The organism is Maritimibacter alkaliphilus HTCC2654 (genome assembly GCF_000152805.1).
In the GTDB taxonomy this organism is placed as follows: domain Bacteria; phylum Pseudomonadota; class Alphaproteobacteria; order Rhodobacterales; family Rhodobacteraceae; genus Maritimibacter; species Maritimibacter alkaliphilus.
In genome coordinates this window covers 18,073-42,692 of the sequence record NZ_AAMT01000013.1, presented here as the reverse complement: position 1 = coordinate 42,692, position 24,620 = coordinate 18,073, and the positions used below count along the sequence as shown (strand labels likewise).

Here is a 24,620-nt window from a genome sequence, read left to right as displayed (position 1 = left end):
GCTGATGAGAACTTGCCTCTTCGTCGGTCTGCTTGCTGCGCTGATCGCCTTTCTTGTCGATCAGGCAACGAAGGCAATCGTTGTGTCCAATGCGACTGTTCTTAGTTCCGGCGTATCGGTCTTTCCCGGCTTCAATCTCATCTACCTGCGCAATGACGGAGTGACCTTCGGGCTTCTCGGCGGCGCGCCGTGGTGGAGCCTTGTCTTACTGGCGCTTGGCATCTGCGTCTGGCTGGCGTTCATGCTGGTCCGTACCAGCAGCCGGGTCGAGGCCATTGCCTATGGTGCGATCATCGGCGGTGCACTCGGCAATATTCTGGACCGCCTGCGCTATCGTGCGGTGACGGATTTCCTCGATTTCTACATCGGGACGGCGCACTGGCCTGCCTTCAACATGGCCGATGTTTTTGTGGTTGGCGGCGTGATGCTGCTGCTCATTGCGCCGTGGGTTGGCGCTCGACTTCAGACCGATTCATGAAGCCGGGATTGCCGCAGTTCGTTAGTGAGGACCTGAACCTGTTCCAGCGCATGGGTCTTGCCCTTGCTGCCGGCGGATTGACGGTTTTGACTCTTCCGCCGTTTTCTTGGCTCATCGCGGTCCCTGTCGCCTTCTCCGTGCTCTTTATCGTTCTCCGGAACATCTCAACCTCGCGCGCTTTCCTTGTCGGTTGGGCTTTCGGACTGGGCCAATTCGGGATTGGAATTTCCTGGATCGCCGAGAGCTTTTACGTCGATGCCGAACGTTTCGGCGCACTGGCGATTCCGGCGGTCGCGGGTCTGTCCGCCGGACTTGCCATCTTCCCGGGCATGGCGGCGATGCTTTTTGCCGCCATCATGCAGCGCCGAGCTGTCGGCGGCATTGCGGCGGGCCTGCTGTTTGCAACCTGCTGGGTGGCCACGGAATGGCTGCGGGGTCATGTCCTGACAGGGTTTCCCTGGAACCTTGCCGCTTATGCCCTTGTCGACTATGCCGCCCTGCGCCAACCCGCCGCCTGGGTCGGAAGCTACGGTTTGGGCTTTCTCACGGTCTTCATCGGCATATTGCCAGGTGTGTTGACTGTGGCGGCGCCAAAGAGACGCGCGCCTGTTCTCGTGCTCTTCGCCGTTGCTGTGGCGGGTTTCTGGGTTGGCGGTGCGCTTCGGTCAGGGCAGGACGTGCCGCCGACAGACGTTGCTTTGCGCATCGTCCAAGGCAATGTGCCACAAGTCGAGAAGTGGGTACCGGGCAGCCGCCAGCGAACCTTGGAAAAATACCTGGGCTTGTCCGCGCAACCCGGACGTTTCGATTTGCTGCTTTGGCCGGAAACGGCCTTCCCCGGCTTTCTGGACGAAGATGCTGCGGCACGCGCGCGGATATCTGCAGCTTTGCCAGACGGCAGGATCCTACTGACAGGTGCGCCTGACCGAGTGGAGGGCGATGGGGGAACCAGATATTTCAACACGGTTCAGGCCTATGACGGCAGCGGCGAGGTTCTGACGGGGTATGCAAAACATTATCTTGTTCCGTTCGGGGAATATGTGCCCCTGAAAGGCTGGCTGCCCATCGAGCGGCTGACCGAAGGGTTGGGCGATTTCACGCCGGGACCAGGGCCGCGCACGCTGGCGATCCCTGGCGCGCCTCTGGTCGCGGTGGCGATCTGTTACGAGATCATCTTTCCGGGCCACGTGGTCGATGACCTTTTCCGCCCCGACTGGATATTCAACGCCACAAATGATGCCTGGTTCGGAACCAGCATCGGACCCGAGCAGCACCTCGCCTCCGCGCGGATGCGCGCGGTCGAGGAGGGACTTCCCGTGGTCCGGGCGGCCAACACTGGGATATCCGCGATCATCGACGCCAATGGAAATGTCGTCGCGCGTCTTGATACCGGGGAAACAGGCACCATTGATGCCGGCCTGCCGGGCGCGCGTACTCCAACGCCCTATGCGCGGTTCGGCGACTGGACCTTGTTGGTTCTTGTTTTTGGGTGCTGGGTCTTCGGCTGGCTGGCCAGTTTGCTCGGACGAGAACCCGATGCGCGGCATTTTGGAACGGAGGTATCCTGATGCTTGTGATCGTGAGCGCTATCGGAGGCGCGATCTGGGGTGGCTATCTGGCACGACGGAGGAGGGGGAATCACCTGGATATCCTCCAATATGCGGTAGCGTCTGCGATCGCCTTCGGACTTGTCGCCCTGTTTGCAACCATCGTGCTGTCGCGGGTTCTCGGCTAGCGAGCTTCGAAATTGCGCAAACGTGTCAGCGGCTTGAAGACCTGATAGCTCGAGGTCCCGATAGAGAATCGCGCGAATGTGCATCTAGGCGAGCTCATTTCTGATTGAGCCGTCGCTCGAACGCCTCCAATGTCGTCCCGCTGACGTGATGCTCGATCCCTTCCGCATCGCGTTCCGCGGTCTCTTCGTCGATTCCCAGGCTCAGAAGAAAGGCGACGACGACCCTGTGGCGGCGTCGACAGATCTCCGCGAGGTCCTGCCCGGCATCGGTGAGGAATATCGCGCGGTATGGCTCCCGCCGGACCAGACCAGCAGCCTTGAGCCGCGAGATGTTCTTGGTCACGGTCGGCGGCTTCACGCCAAGCCGCTCGGCGATCTCGACCGGTCTTGCCTCCCCGCGCGTCTCGATCAGTTCCGCGATCAGTTCGACGTAATCCTCCGCCATCTCGCTTTCATGTGCCTGACGCACGGTCGCAAAGCCATCGGCCTGCGCCTCGGGAGCCCGGTCGACCGCTTCGAATGGCTCACGCCCTTGTGATTGTAGCTTTGTCATACTCGGGACTTTGCAGCGAAACAGTGGGATTGACAACTTGTTTGCTTCGGGTAGATAAGTTAGCCATGTCTAACTTTTTACTTTGGAGGCCGTGGTGATGCGAAATATTATGAGAGTGCTGCTCGCCACACTCGCAAGTGCGCTCCTCCTGTCCGGACCTGTCGCCGCGACGCCGGCCAAGGAGGCGCCTTGGCTTCCCGAGGCAGCGGCCTACCGTCTGACGCTCTTTCTTGGAAATCTCGAGCCTCTGCCCTGGGACGACATCGAGACCGCCTGGACGGAACCCTACCGGGGTTCGGAATTCTCTGTCGGGGCGCTGGCGTGGCTGGACCGCAAAAGCGATATCGAGCTACCGAAACCGCCGGATCAATGACCGTGCGCCAGTGCTCCTTTCGCCATCTGCTCGCCCACCGGTTCTCCGCCTGAAGGCCCGGCCTCAACCTGATGGCCGTTCAGGAGCCGAAGTGCGTTGGCGACCACCAGCAGAGACACGCCTACATCCGCAGCAATGGCGCCCCACATTGAGGCCATACCGAACGCGGTCAGCCCGACGAACAGCGCCTTGGTCGCCAGCGATATGCCGATATTCTGGTGGATGATCGTCATGGCACGGCGCGAATGGCCGATAAGCCAGGGTACCTTGCCGATGTCGTCGGTCATCAGCGCGATGTCGGCCGTCTCGATCGCGGCATCCGATCCGACAGCGCCCATGGCGATGGCATAATGCGCCCGCGCCATGGCCGGTGCGTCATTCACACCGTCGCCGATCATCGCCACCATGTCGTGGCTTTCGACGAGTTCCTCAATGGCCGTCACCTTGTCTTCTGGCAAAAGTTCGGCGCGCACCTCGTCGATGCCGACTTCGGCTGCCACCGCGCGCGCGGTGCGTTCGTTGTCGCCCGTCAACATCACGATGGTCTTCACACCCTGCGCATGCAGACGCGCAACGATCCCCTTTGCATCTGGGCGGATGCGGTCGCGAAGCTCCAGTACGCCGGTCACGCCGGTCTCGTCACCCACGGCAACGAGGGTGCTCCCTGCCCCTTCGATCCGATCCCGCAGATCCGCCGGAATGGCATTGCCGAACCCCTTCTCTTCGGCGAAGCGATCCGAGCCGAGCCAGATAGCGCGCCCGTCGGCGCGTCCTTCCAGACCGCGCCCGGGCACGGTACGGGTGTCCTCTGCGGCAGACACGGAAACACCATCGGCTTCGGCGCGCGAGAGGATGGCGCGTGCCAGCGGGTGTGAAGACCGCGCCTCCAGGCTTGCTGCCAGCGCCATGAGATCGCGTGCGGAAACGCCGACCAGTGGGTGAACCGCCGCCACCTCAGGCTCGCCCATGGTGATCGTCCCGGTCTTGTCCATCGCCAGTGCCGTGGTCCGCCCCGGCGCCTCGACATAGGCGCCGCCCTTGATGAGCACCCCCGCCCGTGCCGACGCGGTCAGCGCTGCCACGATGGAGACCGGCGTAGAAATGACCAGCGCGCAAGGACATGCGATGACCAGAAGGACCAGAGCATTGTAGAACCAGTAGTCCCAGGCGCCGCCGAGCAGCAGTGGCGGCACCAGCGCGATGGCGATCGCCAAAGCCATCACGATGGGTGTGTAGATGCGCGCGAACTTGGCCACCCACTGTTCGACCGGCGCGCGGCGGGCATGGGCATCGCCCACCATGCGAATGATTTTCGCGAGCACCGTGTCCGAGGCGGCCTTCGTCGCCCGCACCGTCAGTGTGCCCTCGCCGTTGATCGTGCCGGCATAGACCTCGTCGCCTGGTTCCTTGGGCACTAGCGCGCTTTCCCCAGTAATTGGGGCCTGATCGACGGCCCCTGCCCCGTCCACGACCTCACCGTCGAGGGGGATCCGGTCGCCGCCGCGCACGATAAACCTTGCATTGACTGCCACGGCCGCGGCCGGAACGTCGGATTCAGATCCGTCGTCGTAAAGAACCCGCGCCGTTGGCGGCGCCAGATCGAGGAGCGCGGAAACCGCATTACGCGCCCGCCCCACGCTCCAGCTCTCAAGATAAAGCGAAAGCGAGAAGAAGAAGGCGACCGTCGCGGCCTCAAAAAACTCGCCGAGGCCGATGGCGCCCGCGACGGCCACCACCATGAGCAGGTTCATGTCGGGGCTAAGCCTCCGCGCCGAAGACCAGGCCTTGGGCGCGACAAGCCAGACGCCAAAAAGAATCGCGACGGCGAAGATCCCTGCTTCCACCATAGGCATAGGCACCTCGCCATGGCCCGCAAAGAGCCCGAGCGCGCCGCCCATGCCGGTCTCGACAATGTGAAAAAGGAATCCCGCCGCCCAGAAGCCGCCGCTCAACGAGGTAAAGCGCTTCTGACGTGCCAGATGCGCCGCCTGGTCCTCTGCTGCGTTGTCGGCATCCCATGGCTTGGCGCTCATGCCGGTCGTTGCGACCAACTGCGTGACTTCGTCGTCTGGTATCCTCTCGGCGCTATCGAGGATGGTCATTCGCCCGTTGATCACGTCGAATGCCAGGTGTTCGGTTCCGCCCACTTTCGGCCCGACAACCCGGTTCAGGATCGCCACCTCTTCGGCGCAATCGAGCCCGGAGACCTGAAAGCTCCTTCCGCCAGACGGCGCTGGCGCCGTGGACGCGACGTCCTTGCTGGCGTCGCAACAGGAGTTGCCTCTTGGGTCAGAATGCTCTTGATCACCCGGATGGCCGTGATCGTTGCGGTTGCCGTCGGAAGACATGGATTGACCTCAGGATTCATTGATTCCACATTGACATAGCCCCTACAGTAACTAGAGCTTCAAGGGCAACAAGTGGATATTCGTCCAGCAAGAAAGGCGCCCTGCGGAGGCTTGAAGCTAGCCGCCCCCTTGAAACGACGCGGTTGGAGCAACGCTTGCCGGTACGAAGCGATCAGAATGAGTGAGGTAGACATGCAGAAACGAAACGCGCCGATTATCGCAGCGACATTGGTGCTTGCTGGCTGCGCGGTGCCAACGCTGGACGACGGCGGCGCTCGCAACGAAGTGGGAAGTGTTCCCGAGGCCGTCATTGCCCTTGCTGCGCCTGGTCAGGATCTCACCACGGCGCGGCTTCGTCCCGAGGATGGCTGTTATTGGTATGAACACAGCGGTCCGGTGGAAAACACCTTGGTTCCGCTACGCTCGGCAGGTGGCAACCCCATCTGCACTTCGCGCCAGTCCTGATCAGCCCACAGATGCGTCAAGCCCACGCGTAACACATGATGCGCCAGTCAACTTCTCGGGGTGACGCTGTCTTCCGCCGAGTACAGGAATGCCGTCGAGCCAATCTCGACGTTGGGATAGAGATCATTGATGTGTGCCATGACCATTCGGACGCAGCCGGAACTCGCACGGCCGCCAATGCTTCTTGGATACGGTGTCCCGTGAATCCTTAGATAGGTGTCTCGGTCGCCGACGAAGAGATAGAGGGCTCGCGATCCGAGCGCGTTTTCAGGTCCGGGTTCCATACCGTCAGCGATATCGGCGTAGAGCTCTGGGTCGCGGTCGATCATGTTTTGTGTCGGCTGCCAATGCGGCCACCTGACCTTGCGCTTGATCGTATAGGTGCCCGGTTCGTAAAGTTTACCGCGCGCGATCGCCACGCCATAGCGCATCGCCGTGCCGCCTTCTTCGATGTGGTAGAGATAGCGCGCAACAGCATCGACATGGATATCACCGGGTACAAGTCCGTCCTTCGCGAGGACCCGCTGTGGCAGGAAGCGAGGGTGAAGGCCCCAAGGGTTGGACGTGGCCGGGTCGTAGCCGGGAGGTGTAACCTGTGCGTCCCAAGCTGCCTTCTGCGCATCGGTAGGCCACGTGTCTGCAAGGAGCGGGCTGGATATCGATGCCGAAAACAGCGCGGTGGTCGTCTGGATGAAATGTCGTCTTGTCAGCATATAGATTGCTCCGTTCACGCATTGGACGGCAAACCGAACCTTACCCCGAACGCAGTGTTGTTCGCCCGGGAAGGAGTGAGGCGTTATTGGCAACTTGCTCCATGGTGCCGTTCTTTGTCGGTGGCTTAACTCCTAAAGCTACTAGAGGTTCAAGAAAATTTTCTGTTATCAATAGACGCTGCTACTAATGGAGCTATCCGATCCGTCCCAGAACCGAAAATACGTCGAGCATCCAGTATGACAGCGCGCTCAACTGCCCTGTCATCATCGCCAGCCCCATCAAGATCATCACTATGCCCGCAAGCTGGTGGAGGCGGCGGCCAACCCGGCCGATGGCCCGCAACCGTCCCGCGATCTGGTCGGTGAATCCGGCCACGATCAGAAACGGTATTCCAAGGCCGGCGGAATAGACGGCAAGCAGCATGATACCTTCGCCCATCGTGGCACTCGCCGCACTGGCTGTCAGGATCGCGCCGAGGATCGGGCCGATGCACGGAGTCCAGCCGAAACCGAAGGCAAGACCGAGGACATAGGACGCAGCGGGTTGGCCCCCGGGGATGTTGAGATTGAATCGGAAGTCGCGTTCCATGACCGAAACACGCGCGGCTCCTATCATGAAGAGCCCGAAGAAAATGATGATGCCGCCCCCAACGAGGTTGAGTTCATACCGCCACCGAAGCAGGGCCTGACCCATTGCAGTCGCGGATGCGCCAAGTCCCATGAAGATGGTGGAGAAGCCGAGGACAAAACACAGGCTCAGCCAGACCGCGCGCGACGGCGAAGCGCCGACCACCCCGCCCTCAGCGGCTGTGCGCCCGGTTACGTAGGAGACATAACCTGGCACAAGAGGTAGCACGCAGGGGGACAGAAATGATATCGTGCCGGCTAGGAGGGCGGCGGTGAGGGCGCGCGCCAAGTGATGTCTTCGTCGACCCAGATCAGGAGGGACCCCCGCTTGCGCAGCGATGCGTTGTAGCTGGACCAGTTGGTCGTACGATAGCGGGCGGGAGATGGGTTGCTCATGGAATGCGGCTAACAGCATGGGTTCGCGAAGGGAATCCTGAGGCGTCAGACTTGTGCAACAACGCCCCGTATCATCGACCTAGTGGTGCCCACATGGCAGGCTATTTCAATGGATAGATTTTTCTCTATCAGTATGCCCGCGGCTCAGTTTGTTAGAAATGTCCTGCTGTTCAGCTTCGCTGCATTACTGCCGGTCCTGTTGTTCTACGTCTTACTGGCTCCGGGCTTTGCTCCGGCTCTTGCTGCCGGCGGACCGGCACTCATGCGCTTACTAAGGCAGGTTGCGACCAACGGTTTGCCCGTGGTTTTTGCCGTCAACTATGTCAGTTTTTTCCTTTTCGCTATGACAAAGCAACCAAAGGCGGGCTCAAGAGACACGGCGTTTTTCGTGCTGGTCGATGTCTTGCTCAGAGCCCTTCTCTTTCCAGGTCTCCACGTGCTGATATACGTTCTATCTGCCGACTGGTTCGGGTCATTCGGCGGCAATCGTTCAACCGCTTTGGCGGTTGTATCCCCGACTCTTGCGCGTTCGGCGTTTTTCGAGAACATCTCCGGCGTTTACCTCTATGCGACTATGATAAGCGCGTTGCCGCTCTACGTCTCGGCTTTCGGGCGGTCGGAATTTCTTGGACCGGTTGTACGTCGCTTGCCCATGAACACGGGCGTGATGCTGCTTGCCCTGGCTGCGTTTGCCTTGTCGGTCGGGCTGATCACGATCGGCGCACAAGGCATCGCATCTCTTCAGGCCAGGTGATGGCAGGCTAATCACCGTGGGCGTGGGCGGGGGCGGGGGCGACTTGCGGTGCCACCCATTGCGACAAGTAAACGCGCTCGAAGGCGAACACAGCGATCATCCCGACAGCGGCGTAGAGAACGATCATCGGGTCGCTTTGAAGCTTCATCACGGTGAAAGCTGCCAGTACTATCGCATCGAGCGCCAGGGCAGTCAAAAGCACGATACCGAAGGCGCCGACGTCTGCTCGACGATAGCGGAACACGCCCCAATGTATGATCATGTCCATGACGAGGTAAAAGAAAGCACCGAGGGATGCGATCCGGCCTAAATCAAAGAGCACGGCCAACGTCGCGGCGATGACGACAGTATAGACCAGGGTGTGGCGTTGGATGGGACCTGGCATACCGAAGTGGCTGTGCGGGATCATTTCCATGTCGGTCAGCATCGCCAGCATACGCGACACCGCGAAGACGCTGGCCAGAACGCCGGACGCCGTTGCGACAGCGGCCAGGATCACCGTGAGTATGAAGCCGGTTTGTCCAAGGGCGGGCTGCGCCGCTTGTGCCAGCGAATAGTCACGCGCTGAGATGATCTCCTCGATCGTGAGACTCGAACCGACCCCGTAGGCGACCAACAGGTAGACGACGACGCAGATTCCGATAGAGAACATGATCGCTCGGCCAACATTGCGATTTGGTTCAGTGATCTCGGCTCCGCTGTTGGTGATCGTGGTGAATCCCTTGAACGCAAGGATGGCCAGCGCCGTAGAGGCGATGAACCCCGTGAGCCCGTAGGATTGTGAGGTCTCGGACGCCGCGGCGAACGCAAAACCACTGGACCACAGGGCCGCGATGCCAAACAGAGCTATGCCTCCGATCTTGATCGCGGCCATGATCAACGAGAACAGCCCGACCGAGCGGTTTCCGGCCATGTTCACCAAAAAGGCGAAAACGATCACGGCCACAGCCAGAGCGGGGACCAATGGGCCACCTTCGATATCGAAAGGGCGCAGGACATAGGTGGCGAAGGTTCGCGCGACGAGGCTTTCCGCGATCACCATGCTGAGCGCCATCAGCAGTGCGGCCCCGCCCGCGATGGCTCCGGGGCCATAGCATTTCTGCAGGATCATGGCGATGCCACCCGAGGACGGCCATTTGTTCGACATCCTGATGTAGCTGTAGGCGCTGAAGCTTGTGACGACCGCGCCGGCGATGAATGCAAGCGGGAAAAGCGGGCCGGCGAGCTGCGCGATTTGCCCCGTCAACGCAAAGATTCCAGCGCCGATCATCACGCCTGTCCCCATCGCAACGGCTCCGCCCAGACTGATGGAATTTTCGCGGTACGTTTCTTTTTCGCTCTGCATAAATGGCCCCCTTTTAATTTTGGTTCATCCGAACGCTGTTGCGCGCTTCTAGATACGAACGCCGCGAAGGCGCAGCGAATTGAGCACCACCGAGATTGACGACGCGCTCATGGCGAAGGCAGCAAACATCGGACTGATGAGGATGCCAAAGAAGGGAAACAGAACTCCCGCCGCGACCGGCACGCCGGAGGCGTTGTAGATCAGCGCGAAGAACAGGTTCTGGCGGATGTTGCGCATCGTGGCCCGGGCGAGCCGCCGCGCACGCACGATACCATCAAGGTTGCCCTTGACCAGCGTGACGCCCGCGCTTTCGATGGCCACATCGGCGCCGGTGCCCATGGCGATGCCGACATCGGCCTGCGCGAGCGCGGGGGCGTCGTTGACGCCATCCCCGGCCATGGCGACCTTGTGGCCCGCCTCTTGCAACTCAAGGATGATCCGCGCCTTGTCCTCCGGCAGCACGTCGGCCCGGATCTCATCGATTCCGAGCCGCGTGCCGATGGCCTTGGCCGTGCGTTCGTTGTCGCCGGTCGCCATGATGACGCGGAACCCCAGTTCATGCAGATCCTCGATGGCTTCTGGCGTGGTCTCCTTCACTGGGTCGGCGACAGCAACTAGACCGGCGATCTCGCCATCCAGCACAACGAACATGACCGTCTCGCCTTCGTCGCGGCGGGCATTGGCCTTGGCGGTCAACGCGCCCGCCTCGAGCCCCAATTCGCGGATCATCGCCAAATTGCCGAGCGCGACCGCTTTGCCGTCAACGACCCCCTTGACGCCCTTGCCAGTGACCGCCTCGAAGTCCCGTGCCTCGTCCATTTTGACATCTCGCTCCTCCGCACCCCTGACGATCGCTTCGGCCAAGGGGTGCTCCGATCCGCGCTCAAGCGATGCGGCGAGACGCAAGACCTCGGCTTCGTCGTGGCCGGGTTGCGGGAGTACGTCGACAAGCCGCGGCTTGCCTTCGGTCAACGTGCCGGTCTTGTCGACGATCAGGGTATCGACTTTCTCGAACCGCTCCAGCGCCTCGGCGTTCTTGATCAGCACCCCTGCCTGAGCGCCCCGTCCTGTCGCTGTCATGATCGACATCGGTGTCGCCAGGCCAAGCGCACAAGGACAGGCGATGATCAGAACCGCCACCGCCGAAATCAATGCGTAGGAAAGCGCAGGCGCGGGCCCCCAGATCGCCCAGGCGATGAAGGACAGGACCGCGATACCGATGACGGCCGGAACGAAATATCCCGCCACCTTGTCGGCGTATTTCTGGATCGGGGCGCGCGAGCGCTGCGCGTTCGACACCATCTCGACAATTTGAGCCAGCATCGTGTCGGACCCGACACGCGTCGCCTCCATCACCAGACTGCCGGTGCCATTGATCGTCGCGCCGGTCAGCGGGTCGCCCTCGGTCTTCTCGACCGGCACGGGTTCACCGGAGATCATGCTTTCGTCGACCGAGGACCGGCCGTCCAGAACCACGCCATCGACCGGCACCTTGTCACCGGGCCGCACGCGCAGCCGGTCCCCGACTTGCACGTCCTCCAGCGGGATTTCCTCCTCGGATCCGTCGTCCCGGATGACCCGCGCGGTCTTTGCCGCCATGTCGAGAAGCGCGCGGATCGCCTTGCCGGTCCCCTCGCGGGCGCGTAGTTCCATCACCTGGCCGAGCAGCACCAGCGTCACGATCACCGCCGCCGCCTCGAAATAGACGCCGACATGGCCTTCGGAGTCTCGGAACCCATCAGGGAATATGTCCGGTGCGAGAACGGCAACGACGCTGAAGAGCCAGGCGGCAAGAACGCCCATGCCGATCAGGGAGAACATGTTGAGGTTCAATGTGCGGAACGAAATCCATCCGCGTTCCAGAAACGGCCAGCCGCACCACAAGACCACTGGCGTTGCCAGGATCAATTCGATCCATTGTGTGGTGCTTTCGCCAAAAAAAGTCCGGACTGCGGGGAAACCGACGAATGGCCCCATCGTGAGGACAAGGAGCGGGATCGTCAGGACTGTGCCGACCCAGAACCGCCGTGTGAAATCCACCAGTTCGGGATTTGGACCTTCATCGCCCGGCACACCGGATTCCAGTTCCAATCCCATACCACAGATCGGACACGCGCCCGGATCAGGCTGCCGCACCTGAGGGTGCATCGGGCAGGTGAAAATGGGACCATCATGTCCTGTAGGAACCAGATCATATCGGCCATCGGCCGGCGTGGCACCCGCGTGGTGTTCGTGATGATCATGTGCTGAATGGACCTCGAGCTCCGATTCCGGCACGAGGTGCATCCCGCATTTCGGACAATTGCCGGGCTCGTCCTGCCGCACCTCAGGGTGCATGGGGCAAACGAATACCGAAGAAGCTGCTGTGGTTTCAGAACTGTCGGGAGTGCTCATTTTGCGGTCCTTTCCGAGAATGCTTCTCTTGCCTAGGGCTTCCATCCGCGGGAGGGTCAAGAGAGATCAGTACGGCGATTACATTGCGGCTCTGCGGGGTGGCGCTGTCCGGCCCCGTTCCCGCCGGGCGAACACGATCAACGCCAGCCCGACCAGCGCCATTGGCATGGAGAGCAACTGGCCCATGGTCAAACCCCACTCACCAAAATGAAGCGCATGGCCGATCGGGTTGTCCGCCGTCACAAATTGTTGGTCCGGTTGCCGGAACATCTCGACGAAACTTCGGGCAAGACCATAGCCGGTCAGAAACACGCCAGCCAAGGCACCGGGCATTTTCAGCCAGCCCCGGCCCCAAGCGAGATAAATGAGCAGTATTCCAAGAATGAGCCCCTCCAATACCGCCTCGTACAGCTGGGACGGGTGTCGGGCGCAGAGGCCGCTAACCCCTGGGCAGGCCTGCGCGACTTCGCCGGGAAAGATCACCGCCCAGGGAACGTCCGTTGGACGCCCCCACAACTCATTGTTGGTGAAGTTCGCCAGCCTTCCAAGAAACAAGCCTGGTGGTGTTGCCAAAGCCAGCAAGTCGCCAGTGCTGAGCAATGACGCGTTCTGTCTAAGGCAGAACAGCAAGGCCGCGATGACAACTCCCGCGAACCCCCCGTGGAAAGACATGCCGCCTTGCCAGACCATCAGAATTTCCAAGGGATTGGCGAGATAATATGCGGGCTGGTAGAACAGTACAAAGCCCAGGCGACCACCAGCAATCACGCCGATGATGATCCACGTCAGAAGATCTTCGATCTGCGTTCGGTCAAGCGGCGGTCCAGCTGACGTCCAGAGCGCGGGACGGCTTATGGCACTCGAACAAATGCGCCAGCCAATCAGGATACCGAAGATATAGGCTAGCGCGTACCAGCGGAGTGCGAATGTGACCCCCCCGATGTCGAAGGAGAAGAGGTCGGTTCCAATATCCGGAAATGGCAATCCCGCTGGCAGCACTGGGTGAGTTCCTCATCAGGAATTTACGTGGGGATTAGATGGCATTGATCGAGCACCGCTAAAGGCGCTCGATCTGCGACAGGGCATCCAACGCCCATCCCGGCATCACGCGGTGTCGAGGGCGTCCCGAAGGAGATCGCGGACTTCGCCGGCGACCGCGTCCAGGTCTTGGTTCTGCACCGCCTGCATCGAAGCGACAGGATCGACCGCGCTGACCTCGGTGTCGCCGTCCAGTTGCCGCAGGATAACATTGCAGGGAAGCATCGCACCGATGCGAGGCTCGATCTCGATGGCTTTGTGCGCCATGCCCGGATTACAGGCCCCCAAGATGCGGTAAGGCGGCATGTCCGCATCAAGTTTCTTTTTCATCGTCGCTTTGACGTCAATCTCAGTCAGAACGCCGAAGCCCTTGTCTGCCAAAGCATCCCGAACACGCATCTCTGCGTCATCGATTTTGGTGTCTTTCAGGACGCGATCATAGGTATAGGCCATGGGAATTTTCCTTTCCGTGTCTCTATTTGTTGGCATACCGAGGCTAAACGGTTCAGGTCGCGGTTCGGTTCAATGTCCCGACCGCGAATGGTTTTGGGGTTGTGAGGACGGGTGCCGGAAAAAAACCGGCACCCATTGGCTCAGTTGTCCTGCATCATGGAGCCGTTGCCCATGCCCTGACCGTTGCCAGGCCGCGCAGGCGCATCTGCCATATTCGACCGCATCATCTGCATCCGCTCCATCCTATCGGCAGGAGCGGCCATCTCTTCCGGCGTCACCGCGCCGTCGCCATCGGCATCGAGGTGTTGGAAGCGATCCACCATCATTTCGCGGATCATCGCGCTGTGGAGAGCTTCAAACTCGGTAATCGAGAGGCTTCCATCCCCGTCGCTGTCAAACTCGGAAAGCTTGGCCTGCAGCTGCGTGCGCATTTCTTCCGGCGTCGTTGTGCCGTCTCCATCAGTGTCGAACATTTGCATCATGCCGCCAGCCATGCCTGGGCTCATCATACCACTGCCCATGCCTGCGCCCATCATGCCTGCGCCCATCATGTTTCCGTGCATGCGCTTCATCATGTCCATCATTCCGCCCATGTTCCCCATCATACCGGGACCACCGTTCTGCATCATGCCTGGTCCGCTCTGGGCGCCAAATTGTCCCCCACGCCCGTGGTTGGCGTCCGCGAATGCGGCACCGCCAAGGGCGGTTGCAGCCAGGGTCATTGCAGCGAGTAAAGTGTTGCGTTTCATTTCGATCACCTCGTGTCAGTGTTGCGATACCCAGCATATGGGGGGCACCTGCAGATGCGGAATGCCACGCGAGCCGGTGTTTTGTATCGCGAGGTCACAAAGGCGGGGTCTGTTACAAATTGCGACAAATCAATTCGGGGCGAACGCTCCTCTTCATCTGAAACATGCGATATCCAGAAAAAAAGGTGTCGAGGATCCGTATACCAACCGAAACCGAACCCATGTTTCGGTAGAGGTGAAATCCGGAAGAGTTGATGTCGAGATTGCTAGAGGCCCTGAATATCCCGAAAATTCAATCATTCAACCCATGGCAGGAGGCTGCAGGGTGCTCTTTTTGAACCGCATTTTCTCAGTTCTAACCTTGGTAATTTTGGCGGGGTGCGGTGCAGGAAACGACATGCGCCCGGATGCTTCAGCCGAAGTCATCAGTAGCGCATCCTACCGTCACGATGGACCGGCCGCGCTGACGTTGTACACCATGATCAACAACAGGTCCGGGGCGGGTGCGCATAGCAGCGTCATGATTAATGGGTCGCAGCGTGTTATCTTCGATCCGGCAGGAACGGTCCGGCTGAGCGCTGTACCGGAACGGGGAGATGTGCTTTATGGCATTACTCCACAAGTGGCCGATTTTTATGCGCGGGCTCATGCTCGCGAGACATACCATGTCGTCATACAAGAGATCGATGTGTCTCCCGAAGTCGCGGAGCAGGCTTTGCGCCTTGCAATTGCCAGCGGCCCAGCCGCTTCCGGTTTTTGTAGTGCCAGTACCTCCGCGGTACTCAGACAATTACCAGGATTTGAATCCATCGGACGCACATTTTTTCCAAAGCGCCTGATGGCGGATTTTGGCAAGTTGCCGGGCGTGCGAACCACAAAGCTGTTCGAGAACGATGAGGACGACAAATCCGTAGCGATCGCACAGTTCGAAAGTTCACTTGCGACACAGCCGTGAGTGTTCGTCCAACAATTCATTGGAAGATGTCCCTGCACGACGCAGTCCTCGGCGTGTGAGCCAAAGATGCAATAGGTTAGCTTCGAGCGGTAACGCTGTCTTCGGCCGAGTAAAGGAACGCCGTCGATCCGACAGCGACATTCGGATAGAGATCATTGATGTGGGCCATCACCATGCGCACGCATCCCGAACTGGCCCGGCCGCCAATGCTGCGAGGGCTCGGCGTTCCGTGAATTCGAAGGTACGTATCCCGATCTCCGACGAATAGATACAAAGCCCTGCTGCCCAAGGCATTGTTGGGGCCGGGCTCCATACCGTCGGCAAACCGCTCGTAAGCCTCCGGATCGCGTTCGATCATTGACTGCGTTGGCGTCCAGTGCGGCCATTCGACCTTTCGGCGGATCGTATAGGTGCCGGGTTCATAGAGATCGCCCTTGGCAATCGCCACCCCGTATCGCATCGCGGTGCCACCTTCCTCGATATGGTACAGATAGCGCGCGATCGCATCGACGTGAATGTCACCCGGGCGCAAACCGTCATTCGCCAAAACGCGTTGCGGCAGCAGCCTGGGATGCAGCCCCCATGGGTTGGTTGTTGCCGGGTCATAGTTGGCGGGCGTGATCTGCGCATCCCAAGCTGCTTTTTCGGCTGTTGACGGCCAGGTCTTAGCGAATGCTGGCGAACTCAGAGACGCTGAAAACAGCGAGCCGGAAAGTGCAAGGAAGTGTCGTCTTGTAACCATGAAGCGAAGCCCTTTGTTTGTTTTCGATGAATGCGGGACGATTCAAGAAACGTCCGCGACCCCATGCCACCGAACCTTTTGATGTCTTGCGATCGCGACCAACCAGAGGCAAGCAAGGACACCGCTTAGGATCGCGTTCCAACTGGCCATGGACAACGTCAGAAATTCCCAGACAACCTCACTGCACAGAACAAGATTGGACGTATTTGAACTGGCAGAGGGCAGCAATTCCGATACCGACATTTGGGAAACATCGAGGCCGGATCCCGTGCAAGAAGTCGGTCCCTCCCACCAGCCGCGCTCGACACCGGTATGAAACACTCCCAACGCGGATGTGCTGAGTACCGACAGGGCACCGATTATCAGGATTGGCAAAATCGGCAGAGCAAAGAGCAACAGAGCGCCCATTCCAATGGCGATTGCGTGTGGGTAGCGTTGCCAGATGCACATTGCGCACGGCGCGTACCCAAGAGCCTGGAAAACGAAGGCCCCCAACAGCAAGGCGGCTGATCCTGCCGCCGCAGTCATGCCGAGAGATTTTGGTGTCAGGGTCAATGAACGCTCCCATTGGCAGTCGATGGACCTGTTTCTCGCTTGTCAGGTTACGTAGACGGCGAAAGGCCTGTTATCATTCAGAGATTTGTAACGGTATGTATCCGTCTCGACCCTCAGCCGACTCTGATCCACGTTGCCATACCGTCGGCTTGGTGGCTCAACATGTGGCAATGCAGCATCCACGATCCCGGATTGTCCAGGACGACGAGAATATCCCGCGTCTCGCCGGTATCCAGATAGGTCGAGTCCCGGTATGGACCGGCTTCACCCGCCGCATCGAGTTCCCAGAAATGGTGGCCATGCAGATGCATGACGTGTGGGAACCCGGTTTCGTTGCGGATCGAAATGCGCGCGGTCGTCCCCTGCGCGGCGGATAGGAAAGGCCTTCGAGGCAGGCCGGATACGTCATTGAGCGCCCATGTCCCTGTGCCGTTGTGGGACGCGCTTCCCGCACCTCCCTGGAGCACCAGCTCCGCGGTTTGGCCGGGGTCTTTCGGGGCGGGCATTCGGTTGGCGGGCAATGCGGTGATGGGCGCTTTCGCGGGCTCACGGGAACCGGAAACAGCGATTTCGCCAAGGCTCAACGTCTGTTCTCCAAAGCTGTCGTCGAATCTAATAGGCCCGGTCGCATCACCAATCACATCGCATCTTTGCCCCGGAGCGAGAAGGATCGGTTCGAGCGTCCGAGGATGCGCCAGAGGTATGCCATCCAGTGCAACGATCTTGCCTATCAAACCATCCAGGCCGACACGGTACACCCTGTCGATAGAGGGATTTATGAGACGCAGTCGCAGACGGTCGCCTCGTTTCACAGTCTTGCCGGTTCCATTGAAAACAAGTGCCGTGACCGTATTGCCGATACGGCCCTCGGTTGCGAAGTGGGCCGGGTTGAACGCTTCGTCGTACTGCCCGGACTGATCCAGCAAGACATCGAAGAACTGAACAACGATGTCATGGTCGACAGCCGGCGCATTTTGCTCCTCGACGATGAAGGCGCCGAAAAGACCGCGGCTGACCTGATCGTAAGACAGGTAATGCGAGTGATACCAATACGTGCCGGCATCCGGGACGCCGAATTGATAACGATACGAGTCGCCCGGAATGACCACATCCTGAGTGAGGACGTTGACACCATCCATCCGATTTGGAACCCGCAACCCATGCCAGTGAACGAGAGCGCCCTCCTCCAATCGGTTATCGAGGGTAATGCGGGCGGTTTGTCCTTGTCGCATTCTGACTTCTGGGCCCGGCAGACCACCGTTGAAGCCCAACATCGACACGTCGTACCCAGCAAGGTGCGCCTTGATCGATTGGGGCGCGAGGATCAACTCGTGTGTCGCTGCTGGCAAGCGGGTACCAGCCAGCGCAACGGTCATCCCGCCAAGGAAAGACCTCCGGCTCAAAGACAATTCCGTCACCTCATGAATGATAGACTGGCTTTCGCCAACTGCCGCACTTGTGCCATTTCCGGAAGAGGAACTTCAAGGCGACAGAACACTCCTCACGCCGTTGTCACTTTGGGATACAGGAAGACGCGGGCGCCGATTTCAACGCGTTCGTACAGATCCTTCACATGTTCATTCGTCAACCGCGCGCATCCATTCGACACGGCAGACCCAATTGTCTCCGGGGCGTTCGTTCCATGAATGCGAAGATAGGTATCGCGTCCCTCGGCATCGTAGAGATAGAGCGCGCGGGCCCCGAGCGGGTTGTTTGGCCCGCCTTTCAGTCCATCCTTGTACTTTGCGTATTTGCGTGGCTCGCGCCGGATCATGGCGTTCGTTGGCCGCCACCATGGCCATTTGGCCTTGCGCGCTACCGTGAACTCTCCGGGTTCGTACAAACCTTTGCGCCCTACCCCGACCCCGTAGCGGATCGCCATCCCGTCCTCGAGCATGAAATAAAGGAAAAAATCGTCGGGAACGACGTGGACATCGCCTTTAACCCAGTCACCACGACGGGTGTTTACCAATTGTGGTTCGAACCGTTCGGGCAATTTGACTTTGTGGGCCCAGGCAGTTGTGGGCAGAAAGCAACCCATCGCTCCGGCACAAATCAATTCTCGTCTCGTGAAATTCTGCATGGCGCGATCTCCTCGGACCCATGAAAATTCAGTGCGCGTCAGGGGCAAAGAAAAGAAGCCGTGAACCGGGGCAAACGACGCGCCTTTGTTGCCTTGAAACTACGAAAATTCGTGCTTTTGGAACTCTCCAGCGCTGGAATGTTGTTGTTTTACAGAGAACTGCAAGGAGGTGACTGGAAATGCACTACTCACGATTCTTTATGATGATCGGAACATCGACCGTGGTCATGTTCGTTCTGATGTACCTGAACACCTATCTTTGGGGCCATATCTTCTTTTCGGAGACACGCCTTTACATGGCCATCCTGATGGGGGCGACCATGGCCGTGATCATGTTGGCGTACATGTTGTCCATGTATCAGAACACCAAAGCCAACATCGCGATTTTCGTTGGCGCAATAGTCCTTTTCGCGGCGAGCCTCTGGCTGGTTCGCGGGCAATTCACGGTGCAGGACAGGTCCTACATGCGCGCCATGATCCCGCACCACTCGATCGCCATCATGACGTCGACTCGTGCCGAGATCACCGACCCGCGCGTCCGGGGGCTCGCAGACGACATTATCTATGCGCAGGACAAGGAAATCGCCGAAATGCGCTACCTTATTGCTGACATTGGAGCAAACGGCGAAGCATCGGCCACGCGAAGCGAAACGCCGGCGCAGGTTGTGGATGCGCAACAGGCGCTTCAAACGGAGGTCGTGTCGAAGGTCGATCCTGAGTTTCTGACGGAAGACGAAATCGCTGCGGTGTTCCCGAATGGCGGAAATTGCCGCTTTGCTTACACCTCGGACAGTCCGGCTGTACTGGTGACTGGTGAAACCGGCGAAGGGTCTGCCGCCGCAATGAAGATCAGCGGTGATCTGGTGCGCCTGAATGCGCAGGGCGAAAATGCATTTTCTGAAGGCCCGCTGTCGGCCGAGATCGCAGAGACGAACGGTGACCTGACCGATCTGATCGTCAGCGCGGGAACCGACTACGAAGCCGGGTTCCGTGGTCAACTTACGTGCAGCGGATAAGGAGGAAAGGACATGCCCCGCGACACAGACAGTAAATCCGCGCAGCTTTATCGCATGGTCATGCCGGGCCATGTCTGCCCCTACGGTCTGAAATCGAAAGACCTGCTGGAGCGGCAAGGCTTCGAGGTGGAAGACCATCCGCTTGACACCCGTGAAGACACCGATGCTTTCATGGAGAAGCACGGGGTCGAGACGACGCCGCAGACTTTCATCGGGGACGAACGGATCGGCGGTTACGATGATCTCAGGGTGTTTTTCGACATTGACCCACCCGAGGAAGAGCAAAGCGACACGACCTACCAGCCGGTCATCGCGATCTTTTCCGTTGCCGCGCTGTTGGCATTGGGCCTGTCTTGGCACCAGTACGGGTCGGTCCTTACCTTGCGGGGGTTCGAATGGTTCATTTCGCTGTCCATGACCATTCTCGCGATCCAGAAATTGCAGGATGTCGAAGGGTTTTCGACGATGTTCCTCAACTACGATCTGCTGGCGCGCAAATGGGTGCGATACGGCAAGGTCTACCCGTTCGGCGAAGCGTTGGCAGGTGTCCTGATGACTGCCGGCGCGCTGCTGTGGCTCTCGGCGCCTGTCGCCCTGTTTATCGGCACGGTCGGCGCTGTCAGCGTGTTCAAGGCTGTTTATATCGACAAGAGAGAGCTGAAATGCGCCTGCGTCGGCGGTGACAGTTCCGTCCCGCTGGGGTTCATTTCGCTGACGGAAAACCTGATGATGATCTTCATGGGTATCTGGATGCCGGTCCGCGCGATCTGGTTCTGAGGTACAGCCCCTTCTTGCCTGTCACTTGGCCAACCGCTCCGGCGACAGATCCTCGATGATGGGGCAGTCGGGCCGGTGATCCCCGGCACATTTTTCCACCAGTTCGGCGAGCGTCGCGCGCATGGATTGCAGTTTCGCGATCTTTTCCTCGATCTGGCGCAGATGGTCTTCCGCAACCGCCTTCACTTGCATGCTTTCGCGGTTTTCATCCTCGTAGAGCGACAGGAGCGTCCTGCAATCTTCGATGGTGAACCCCAAGGCCCGTGCGCGACCCAGAAACGCCAGCTTGTGAATGTGGCTCTCGGTGAACGCGCGGTAGCCGTTCTCGCTACGGTTCGGGCGGATCAGCCCGATGTCCTCGTAGTAGCGGATTGTTTTTGGGGGCACACCCGATTGTCGGGCAACGTCTCCGATGTTCATGTCGAACCTCCGTTATTCTGCTGGAGCAGGAGTGGCGGCTGCCAGCTCTGCCGGGATTGCGCGCTGCTCGTCCATCGCAGGCGCGATGCGCCGCAGCCGCAGGGCATTGGTCAGGACAAACACCGAGGACAACGCCATCGCACCCGCCGCAAGGATTGGTGACAGGAGCAACCCAAAGGCGGGATAAAGCACCCCGGCAGCGACCGGAATAAGTGCCACGTTGTAGGCAAAGGCCCAGAACAGGTTCTGCCGGATGTTGCGCATGGTCCGCCGCGATACTTCGAAGGCGTTCACCACGCCGCGCAAATCGCCCGACATCAGGACGACATCCGCAGATTCGATGGCCACATCGGTGCCGGTTCCAATGGCGATGCCCACATCGGCATGCGCCAGCGCCGGGGCGTCGTTGATCCCGTCGCCGACAAAGGCGATGCGCTTGTTCCCTTGGCGCAAACTGCCGAGCGCCGCAACCTTGCCGTCCGGCAGGACGCCGGCGATGACGTGGTCGATACCGGTTTCGCGGGCGATGGCTTCGGCGGTTTCGCGTTTGTCGCCGGTGATCATCGCAACCGCAAGACCCTTTTCGTGCAGCGCTGCGATGGCTGCGCGGCTTGCCGGTTTGACCGGATCGGCCACGCCGATCACGGCGGCGACACGCCCATCTATGGCAGCGTAAAGCGCCGTGCGACCCTTGCTTGCGATCTTCGTTTCCTCTGGAGCCAATGCCGAGACGTCAATGCCTTCGCGCGCCATGTAGCGGTCGGCCCCAACCAACACCTCCACGTCTTCGACCACGGCGCGCACGCCGTAACCTGTGACCGATTGAAAGCCTTCGGCCGCCACAAGAGGTGCGCCCTCGGCCCGCGCGGCCCGCACGATGGCGTCCGCGACAGGATGCTCGGAGAGCGACTCCACGGCAGCGATCTTCGAGAGCGTTGTTGGGCGATCGAACCCTTCCGCCAGCACAAGGTCAGTCAGTGCGGGTCGCCCCTCGGTCACCGTGCCTGTTTTGTCGAGGGCGACCACATCAACGGAATCAAGTTGCTGCAAGGCGTCACCTTTACGGAACAGGACACCCATTTCCGCAGCACGTCCCGTCCCGACCATGATCGAGGTCGGCGTCGCAAGCCCCATCGCGCAGGGGCACGCGATGATGAGCACCGACACACCGGCGACCAGCGCCATCGTCAGGGCCGGATCAGGCCCGAAAAACAGCCAGACCAGCACGGTCGCCGCCGCGATCGCCATCACGGCAGGCACGAACCACAAGGTGATCCGGTCGACCAATCCCTGGATCGGCAGTTTGGCGCCCTGGGCCTCTTCGACCATGCGAATAATCTGCGCCAGGGTCGTGTCGGCGCCGACCCGCGTGGCGAGGAACTGCAGGCTTCCGGCGCCGTTGACCGTCCCGCCGGTCACCGTATCTCCGGCACCTTTTTCAGCGGGGATCGGCTCGCCTGTCAGCATGCTTTCGTCGACGCGGCTGGTCCCCTCGATGACCTCGCCATCGACCGCGATGCGTTCACCAGGGCGCACGATGACGATGTCACCCTGAACCAGCGCATCGATCTCGATCTCGACGCTTTCTCCGTCCCGCATCACGCGTGCAGTCCGCGCCTGAAGCCCTAATAGCTTCTGGATGGCCGCGCCCGTTCTCCCCTTGGCGCGCGCTTCAAGAAACCGCCCCAGAAGGATCAGAACGACGATGACCGCTGCCGCCTCGAAATAGACGGTGCGCAGCGTGTCAGGCAGGACCGACGGTACGAATGTCGCAACCACGGAATAAAGGTAAGCCGCCCCGGTGCCGACCGCGACGAGGCTGTTCATGTCGGGGGAACCCCGGAACAAGGCCGGGAAACCCTTGGTGTAAAACGTCCGGCCCGGGCCGAAGAGAACGATTGTCGTCAGCACGAACTGAAGAAGCCAACTCGTCTGCTGGCCAATCGTGGTCTCGATCAGCATATGAACGGCCGGAATGACGTGGCCACCCATTTCGATCAGGAAGACCGGCAAGGCGAGGATGGCCGCAAAGGTGACCCGTTTGGCAAGCGCCTGAGCCTCTTCCTCCTTGCGCGCAACTCTGTCGTCACCGGCCTGGGCCGTTGCCACGGTTGCTGGATACCCTGCCGCGCCGCTTGATTCGATCAGATCGGATGTCGTGACAAGACCTTCGACGTAAACGACCGTCGCCGTCTCTGAGGCGAGGTTGACGTTCACCTCGACCACCCCGGGCACCGCGGCAAGCGCCTTATCGACCCGCCCGACGCAAGAGGCACAGGACATCGCTGCAATCGTGAGTTCGGCCCTGGCCTTCCGCGCGGGGTAGCCCAGCTCGCGAAGGGATTCGATGATGTCGGGAATGCGCTTGAGCGCGTCCACGCTCATGCGAGCAGTTTCCGAGGCAAGGTTCACCGACACATCCTCTACGCCGTCGATTGCATTCAATGCGCGATCGACCCTGCCAACGCAGGACGCGCATGACATGCCTTCGATCGGCAGGCTGATCTGTTTGGGTTCGGGCATATGTGTCACCTGTTTTTCCATTCGAAGTGGAATATGAGGCTTCCAGTTACTGGAGGGTCAATGGGAGGGCGCCAAATAAATTTCTTCACTTGACCTTCCAGCGGGGGGAAGCCCCATGTCACCGATAGAAATCAGATCAAGGAGTGGTTCCGATGAAGTTCAGCGTTCCGGACATGAGCTGTGGGCATTGCACCGCAGCAATCGAAAGCGCGGTGAAGAGCGCAGATCCGAATGCAGGCGTAGAATGTGACCTTTCTGCCCGACAGGTGCATGTCGACAGCGTGTTACCAGCCGATCAGGTCCAAGCGATCATTCGGGATGCGGGCTACAACGTGGAACCTGCGGCCGCTTGATGCAGTGCCTGGACCACCCAAGGGTGGTCCGGGCACAGAATTTCAGTCTTCGACTTTGCGGGCTTCCTCGACCAAGTCGGCAAGCTGCGCCTTTTCGACGAAGCCCGGGACCAGCGCATCCCCGATCACGAAAGACGGCGTGCCGTTAAAGCCCAGAGCTTGGGTCAGTTGCATGGAGGTCGCAATGTGCTCTTCGACCTCGGGGGCCTCCATGTCCTTGCGCAACTGCGCGATATCCAGGCCGATCTCCTCGGCCACGCGCAGCACGGAGGCCTCTTCCGCGCGGCCTTCCAGCCCCATCATTGCCCAGTGAAACTCTTCGTATTTGTCCTGCTTGCGCGCTGCCAAGGCCGCTTTCGCGGCAAACACCGATCCGTCTCCGAGAATGGGCCATTCACGATAGACGAGGCGAATGTTGGGATCGTCTTCGATCAAAGCCCGCACCTCGGGTTTGACCCGCCGACAATAGGGACAGTTGTAGTCGAAAAATTCCACAACAGTGACGTCCCCTTCCAGGTTGCCGAGAACCGGCGCATTCGGATCGTTCTCGATCAGATCGCGCTGGTCATTCAGAACTTGGGCCTGACTGAGCTCCTGCGCTTGCGCCTGCCTTTGTTCGAGGATCGCCACGGCCTCCATGACAATCTCCGGGTTCTCGCGGATTGCCTCGAGCACAAGTTCCTTGACCCGGGACTCTGACAGTTCGTCCGCGAGTGCCGGTATCGGAAGCAAGGCAGCTATCGCGACCGTCGTGAAGGCTTGTCTGAAACGCATT

Annotated in this window: 26 protein-coding genes and 1 pseudogene; 10 read left to right on the top strand and 17 right to left on the bottom strand. The window is 60.0% G+C overall.

From position 1 onward, the window contains the following. The first annotated feature begins 4 nt into the window (after positions 1 to 4). Genes lspA through RB2654_RS23625 form a run of 3 tightly spaced genes read left to right on the top strand, consistent with a single transcriptional unit; the run spans position 5 to position 2,213 of the window. A complete protein-coding gene (lspA, locus tag RB2654_RS00230) occupies positions 5 to 478 on the top strand; it encodes a signal peptidase II (protein WP_007803461.1) in 474 nt (157 codons plus the stop codon). Continuing rightward, positions 475 to 2,046 (top strand): apolipoprotein N-acyltransferase, encoded by a 1,572-nt coding sequence (lnt, locus tag RB2654_RS00225; protein ID WP_008327328.1) that lies wholly within the window; start codon positions 475 to 477, stop codon positions 2,044 to 2,046. The genes lspA and lnt overlap by 4 nt, the downstream gene beginning before the upstream one ends. Then, positions 2,046 to 2,213, top strand: coding sequence for a hypothetical protein (locus RB2654_RS23625; RefSeq protein WP_007803456.1), 168 nt, complete (start codon positions 2,046 to 2,048; stop codon positions 2,211 to 2,213). The genes lnt and RB2654_RS23625 overlap by 1 nt, the downstream gene beginning before the upstream one ends. Positions 2,214 to 2,307: 94 nt before the next feature. Here the strand turns inward: RB2654_RS23625 and mntR are convergent, their stop codons facing one another. Then, entirely contained in the window at positions 2,308 to 2,766 is a 459-nt protein-coding gene (gene mntR, locus RB2654_RS00215) for a manganese-binding transcriptional regulator MntR (RefSeq protein WP_008327326.1), read from the bottom strand. A gap of 109 nt (positions 2,767 to 2,875) precedes the next feature. Between mntR and RB2654_RS00210 the strand changes: the two genes are divergently transcribed. Next, entirely contained in the window at positions 2,876 to 3,139 is a 264-nt protein-coding gene (locus RB2654_RS00210; RefSeq protein ID WP_224888552.1) for a hypothetical protein, read from the top strand. Here RB2654_RS00210 and RB2654_RS00205 read toward each other — a convergent pair. After that, complete coding sequence (locus tag RB2654_RS00205; protein ID WP_207287124.1) at positions 3,133 to 5,487, bottom strand: heavy metal translocating P-type ATPase; 2,355 nt, start codon at positions 5,485 to 5,487, stop codon at positions 3,133 to 3,135. The genes RB2654_RS00210 and RB2654_RS00205 overlap by 7 nt on opposite strands. 192 nt (positions 5,488 to 5,679) lie before the next feature. Between RB2654_RS00205 and RB2654_RS22715 the strand changes: the two genes are divergently transcribed. Further along, entirely contained in the window at positions 5,680 to 5,952 is a 273-nt protein-coding gene (locus RB2654_RS22715; protein ID WP_012187176.1) for a hypothetical protein, read from the top strand. A 47-nt stretch (positions 5,953 to 5,999) separates the two neighbouring features. Here the strand turns inward: RB2654_RS22715 and RB2654_RS00200 are convergent, their stop codons facing one another. From RB2654_RS00200 to RB2654_RS23260, 3 genes and pseudogenes are all read right to left on the bottom strand, one after another. Next, complete coding sequence (locus RB2654_RS00200) at positions 6,000 to 6,665, bottom strand: L,D-transpeptidase (protein WP_007803448.1); 666 nt, start codon at positions 6,663 to 6,665, stop codon at positions 6,000 to 6,002. Positions 6,666 to 6,858: 193 nt separating this feature from the next. Next, complete coding sequence (locus tag RB2654_RS00195) at positions 6,859 to 7,581, bottom strand: cytochrome c biogenesis CcdA family protein (protein WP_040884163.1); 723 nt, start codon at positions 7,579 to 7,581, stop codon at positions 6,859 to 6,861. Further along, positions 7,569 to 7,688, bottom strand: a pseudogene (locus RB2654_RS23260) (IS5/IS1182 family transposase); the annotation flags it as partial. The pseudogene RB2654_RS23260 and the gene RB2654_RS00195, both read right to left, overlap by 13 nt. A gap of 109 nt (positions 7,689 to 7,797) precedes the next feature. Here RB2654_RS23260 and RB2654_RS00190 point away from each other — a divergent pair. Then, positions 7,798 to 8,442, top strand: coding sequence for a hypothetical protein (locus RB2654_RS00190; RefSeq protein ID WP_007803445.1), 645 nt, complete (start codon positions 7,798 to 7,800; stop codon positions 8,440 to 8,442). A gap of 7 nt (positions 8,443 to 8,449) precedes the next feature. Here the strand turns inward: RB2654_RS00190 and RB2654_RS00185 are convergent, their stop codons facing one another. From RB2654_RS00185 to RB2654_RS00165, 5 genes are all read right to left on the bottom strand, one after another. Then, a complete protein-coding gene (locus tag RB2654_RS00185) occupies positions 8,450 to 9,787 on the bottom strand; it encodes an APC family permease (RefSeq protein WP_007803442.1) in 1,338 nt (445 codons plus the stop codon). A 48-nt stretch (positions 9,788 to 9,835) separates the two neighbouring features. Next, positions 9,836 to 12,181 (bottom strand): copper-transporting P-type ATPase, encoded by a 2,346-nt coding sequence (locus RB2654_RS00180; protein ID WP_012187177.1) that lies wholly within the window; start codon positions 12,179 to 12,181, stop codon positions 9,836 to 9,838. A gap of 78 nt (positions 12,182 to 12,259) precedes the next feature. Beyond that, positions 12,260 to 13,180: a prolipoprotein diacylglyceryl transferase gene (lgt, locus tag RB2654_RS00175; protein WP_007803438.1), complete on the bottom strand. Its 921-nt coding sequence runs from the start codon at positions 13,178 to 13,180 to the stop codon at positions 12,260 to 12,262. A 105-nt stretch (positions 13,181 to 13,285) separates the two neighbouring features. Continuing rightward, positions 13,286 to 13,672, bottom strand: a complete 387-nt coding sequence (locus RB2654_RS00170) for a DUF302 domain-containing protein (protein WP_007803435.1) — start codon at positions 13,670 to 13,672, stop codon at positions 13,286 to 13,288. Positions 13,673 to 13,812: 140 nt separating this feature from the next. After that, a complete protein-coding gene (locus RB2654_RS00165) occupies positions 13,813 to 14,421 on the bottom strand; it encodes an EF-hand domain-containing protein (protein ID WP_012187178.1) in 609 nt (202 codons plus the stop codon). Positions 14,422 to 14,818: 397 nt separating this feature from the next. Between RB2654_RS00165 and RB2654_RS24120 the strand changes: the two genes are divergently transcribed. Next, entirely contained in the window at positions 14,819 to 15,376 is a 558-nt protein-coding gene (locus RB2654_RS24120) for a hypothetical protein (RefSeq protein WP_012187179.1), read from the top strand. Between the two features lie 76 nt (positions 15,377 to 15,452). On the opposite strand, the gene RB2654_RS00155 is transcribed toward RB2654_RS24120, so the two are convergent. The 4 genes from RB2654_RS00155 to RB2654_RS23995 all read right to left on the bottom strand — a co-directional run bounded on the left by RB2654_RS00155 (position 15,453) and on the right by RB2654_RS23995 (position 18,756). Then, entirely contained in the window at positions 15,453 to 16,118 is a 666-nt protein-coding gene (locus RB2654_RS00155; RefSeq protein WP_012187180.1) for a L,D-transpeptidase, read from the bottom strand. 42 nt (positions 16,119 to 16,160) lie between these two features. Then, entirely contained in the window at positions 16,161 to 16,673 is a 513-nt protein-coding gene (locus tag RB2654_RS00150; RefSeq protein ID WP_012187181.1) for a disulfide bond formation protein B, read from the bottom strand. 113 nt (positions 16,674 to 16,786) lie between these two features. Beyond that, complete coding sequence (locus RB2654_RS00145; RefSeq protein ID WP_008327307.1) at positions 16,787 to 18,049, bottom strand: multicopper oxidase family protein; 1,263 nt, start codon at positions 18,047 to 18,049, stop codon at positions 16,787 to 16,789. Between the two features lie 125 nt (positions 18,050 to 18,174). Continuing rightward, positions 18,175 to 18,756 carry a L,D-transpeptidase gene (locus tag RB2654_RS23995; protein ID WP_012187183.1) on the bottom strand — a complete coding sequence of 194 codons (582 nt, stop codon included), beginning with the start codon at positions 18,754 to 18,756 and terminating at the stop codon, positions 18,175 to 18,177. Between the two features lie 179 nt (positions 18,757 to 18,935). On the opposite strand from RB2654_RS23995, the gene RB2654_RS00135 reads away from it, so the two are divergent. Further along, the gene (locus tag RB2654_RS00135; RefSeq protein ID WP_012187184.1) at positions 18,936 to 19,772 is read left to right on the top strand and encodes a DUF305 domain-containing protein; all 837 of its coding nucleotides are present in this window, start codon (positions 18,936 to 18,938) and stop codon (positions 19,770 to 19,772) included. A gap of 12 nt (positions 19,773 to 19,784) precedes the next feature. Further along, on the top strand, positions 19,785 to 20,549 hold the full coding sequence (locus RB2654_RS00130) for a MauE/DoxX family redox-associated membrane protein (RefSeq protein WP_012187037.1): 765 nt from the start codon (positions 19,785 to 19,787) through the stop codon (positions 20,547 to 20,549). A gap of 21 nt (positions 20,550 to 20,570) precedes the next feature. Here RB2654_RS00130 and cueR read toward each other — a convergent pair whose 3' ends face one another. Further along, entirely contained in the window at positions 20,571 to 20,969 is a 399-nt protein-coding gene (gene cueR / locus RB2654_RS00125) for a Cu(I)-responsive transcriptional regulator (protein WP_007803416.1), read from the bottom strand. Between the two features lie 12 nt (positions 20,970 to 20,981). Continuing rightward, positions 20,982 to 23,492: a heavy metal translocating P-type ATPase gene (locus RB2654_RS00120; protein WP_040884161.1), complete on the bottom strand. Its 2,511-nt coding sequence runs from the start codon at positions 23,490 to 23,492 to the stop codon at positions 20,982 to 20,984. 152 nt (positions 23,493 to 23,644) lie between these two features. Here RB2654_RS00120 and RB2654_RS00115 point away from each other — a divergent pair, with 152 nt between their 5' ends. Further along, positions 23,645 to 23,845 (top strand): heavy-metal-associated domain-containing protein, encoded by a 201-nt coding sequence (locus RB2654_RS00115; protein ID WP_007803412.1) that lies wholly within the window; start codon positions 23,645 to 23,647, stop codon positions 23,843 to 23,845. Positions 23,846 to 23,887: 42 nt separating this feature from the next. Here the strand turns inward: RB2654_RS00115 and RB2654_RS00110 are convergent, their stop codons facing one another. Then, entirely contained in the window at positions 23,888 to 24,619 is a 732-nt protein-coding gene (locus RB2654_RS00110; RefSeq protein WP_009807488.1) for a DsbA family protein, read from the bottom strand. Position 24,620: the final 1 nt, after the last annotated feature.